Origin of the sequence: Modestobacter altitudinis (assembly GCF_005930475.1) — a bacterium.
GTDB classification, from domain to species: Bacteria; Actinomycetota; Actinomycetes; order Mycobacteriales; family Geodermatophilaceae; genus Modestobacter; species Modestobacter altitudinis.
On sequence record NZ_SJEW01000140.1, the window covers coordinates 1 to 2,567 of the forward strand.

The 2,567-nt window shown below is 72.7% G+C and carries 2 protein-coding genes; both read right to left on the minus strand.

Annotation, left to right across the window (positions count from 1 at the left end; genetic code table 11):
- Nucleotides 1–122 precede the first annotated feature (122 nt).
- Complete coding sequence (locus FHL79_RS24770) at nucleotides 123–1,259, minus strand: acyl-CoA dehydrogenase family protein (protein ID WP_138761208.1); 1,137 nt, start codon at nucleotides 1,257–1,259, stop codon at nucleotides 123–125.
- Nucleotides 1,260–1,266: 7 nt separating this feature from the next.
- Nucleotides 1,267–2,442 carry an acyl-CoA dehydrogenase family protein gene (locus tag FHL79_RS24775; protein WP_138761209.1) on the minus strand — a complete coding sequence of 392 codons (1,176 nt, stop codon included), beginning with the start codon at nucleotides 2,440–2,442 and terminating at the stop codon, nucleotides 1,267–1,269.
- Nucleotides 2,443–2,567 lie beyond the last annotated feature (125 nt).

Sequence of the window (2,567 nt, forward strand, 5' to 3'; positions counted from 1 at the left end):
CTGCGGCGGTGGGGACGGCGGCGGCGGAGGCTGCTGAGACGGCGCTGCCCCTCCGGCCGCTGGCCGGAGGGGCAGGTGACGTGCTGGAACGTCCTCCCTGCAGGGGCAGGGAGGACCTCCGTTCAGCCGAGCGGATCGACCGTCTCGTGCTGGTCGACCGTGGCGGCGAGCCGGGCCAGCGCCCAGTCGCCGTCCCCGAGCAGGTGGTCGATCGCGGTGAGCCGGCTGGTGTAGTGGCCCACCGAGTACTCGGCGGTCACGCCGATCCCGCCGTGCAGCTGGATCGCCTCCTTGCCGATGTGCCGGGACGCCCGGCTGGTCTGCAGCCGTACCCGGTCGGCGGCCGCGACGACATCGCCGTCGGCGTCGACCACCAGCGTCGCCCACATGACGGTGCTGCGGGCCAGCTCCAGCGAGACGTACATGTCCGCCGCACGGAAGGTCAGCGCCTGGAACTTGTTCAGCGTGACCCCGAACTGCTTGCGGGTCCGCAGGTACTCCGCGGTCGTGGTCAGCGCCGTCTCCATCGCGCCGAGCGCCTCGTGGCCGTAGGCCACCCGGGCCCGGGCCTGCGCCTTCTCGATCGCGGCGGTCTGGTCGTCGGTGCCCTCGCCCAGCGGCGCGGCGGGGGTGCCGGCGAACTCGACCCTCGCCGAGCGGGTGCCGTCGTGGTTGCGGTGCGCGGTGCGGGTGAGCCCCTCGGCGTCGCCCTGCACCAGGAAGAGCCGGGTCGCGCCCTCGACGACCGCGCTGACCACCAGGACGTCGGCGCGGGCGCCGTGCGGCACCGGCTCCTTCACCCCGGTCAGTCGCCAGGAACCGCCGTCGGAGGTGGCGGTGACCGAGCGGGCCGACGGCTCCCACCGGGTGCCGGTCTCCGCGTGCGCGAACGCCGGTACCAGCGAGCCCTCGGCGAGCGCCCCGAGCACCTCGGCGCGCTGCGCGTCGGTGCCCAGGTCGGACACCAGCCCACCGGCCAGCACGACGGCCTCCACGAACGGCTCGGGCGCGAGCACCCGGCCGATCTCCTCGGCGACGACCGACACCTCCACCGGGCCGGCGCCCATGCCGCCGTCGGCCTCGGCGAAGGGGAGCCCGAGGACGCCCATCTCGGCCAGTCGGCTCCAGGTCTTCTCGTCGAAGCCGGGGTCGGTGGCGACCACCGCCCGGCGCTGCTCGCTGTCCGCGTAGGCGCGGGCGAGCAGCCCGCTCACGGCCTCGCGGAGACCGTTCTGCTCGTCGTCGTAGCTGAACTCCACGGTGACCTCACAACCCCAGGATCGAGCCGGCGATGATGGTGCGCTGCACTTCGTTCGAGCCCCCGTAGATGGAGACCTTCCGGTAGTTCAGGTAGGACGGGGTGGCCACCTGCGCCCACTCGGGGACGTCGGAGTCCTCCCCGGCGAACGAGGCGACCGACAGCGGGCCGGCGATGTCGACCAGCAGCTCGGTGGCGGCCTGCTGGAGCTCCGAGCCGCGGAGCTTGAGCACCGAGGACGCCGGGTGCGGCTTGCCGCCGGCCGAGTTCGCGACCACCCGCAGCGCGGTGAGCTCCAGCGCCAGCAGCTCGTTCTCGATCTCGGCGATCCGGGCCCGCAGGTAGGGGTCCTCCGACAGCGGGGCGCCGTTGGCGGTGATCCCGCGGGCGTGCTCTTTGGCGTCGGTCAGCATCCGCTTGGTGGACCCGATCCGGGCGATCCCGACGCGCTCGTTGCCGAGCAGGAACTTGGCGTAGTCCCAGCCGTGGTTCTCCTCGCCGACGAGGTTCTCCGAGGGCACCCGGACGTCTTCGAAGAAGACCTCGTTGACCTCGAAGCCGCCGTCGAGCAGCTCGATCGGCCGCAGGGTCACGCCGGGGGAGTCCATCGGGAACAGCAGCAGCGAGATGCCGCGCTGACGCTTGTCCGCGGTCGGGTCGGTGCGCACGAGGCAGAAGATCCAGTCGGCGTGCTGGCCCAGCGTGGTCCAGGTCTTCTGGCCGTTGACCACCCAGTCGTCGCCGTCCCGCACGGCGGTGGTGCGCAGCGAGGCGAGGTCGGAGCCCGCGTCGGGCTCGGAGAAGCCCTGGCACCACCAGATGTCCAGGTTGGCCGTGGCCGGCAGGAAGCGCTCCTTCTGCTCCTGCGAGCCGAAGGTCGCGATGACCGGGCCGATCATGCTGGCGTTGAAGGCCAGCGGCTCCGGGACGGCGGCCAGCTGCATTTCCTCGCGCCAGATGTGGCGCTGCAGCGGCGTCCAGTCCCGGCCACCCCACTCGACCGGCCAGTGCGGCACGGCCAGCCCGGCGGCGTTGAGCACGCGCTGGGCCTCGACGAACTGCTCCTTGGTCAGCTCCCGGTGGGCGGCGACCGCGTCCCGGATGGACTGCGGCACCTCGGTGGTGAAGAAGGTGCGCATCTCGTCCCGGAAGGCCTCGTCCTCCGGCGACAGGTGCAAGCGCATGGGACCTCATTCCCGACAGCAGCTCTGCCGTCTCGACGTGCGGGCCCCGAAGATCCCACATCGGCTACCGCCGGGTAACTCCGGGTCTGCGGCGGGGTCACACCGCAGGACGGGCCCACCCGCCC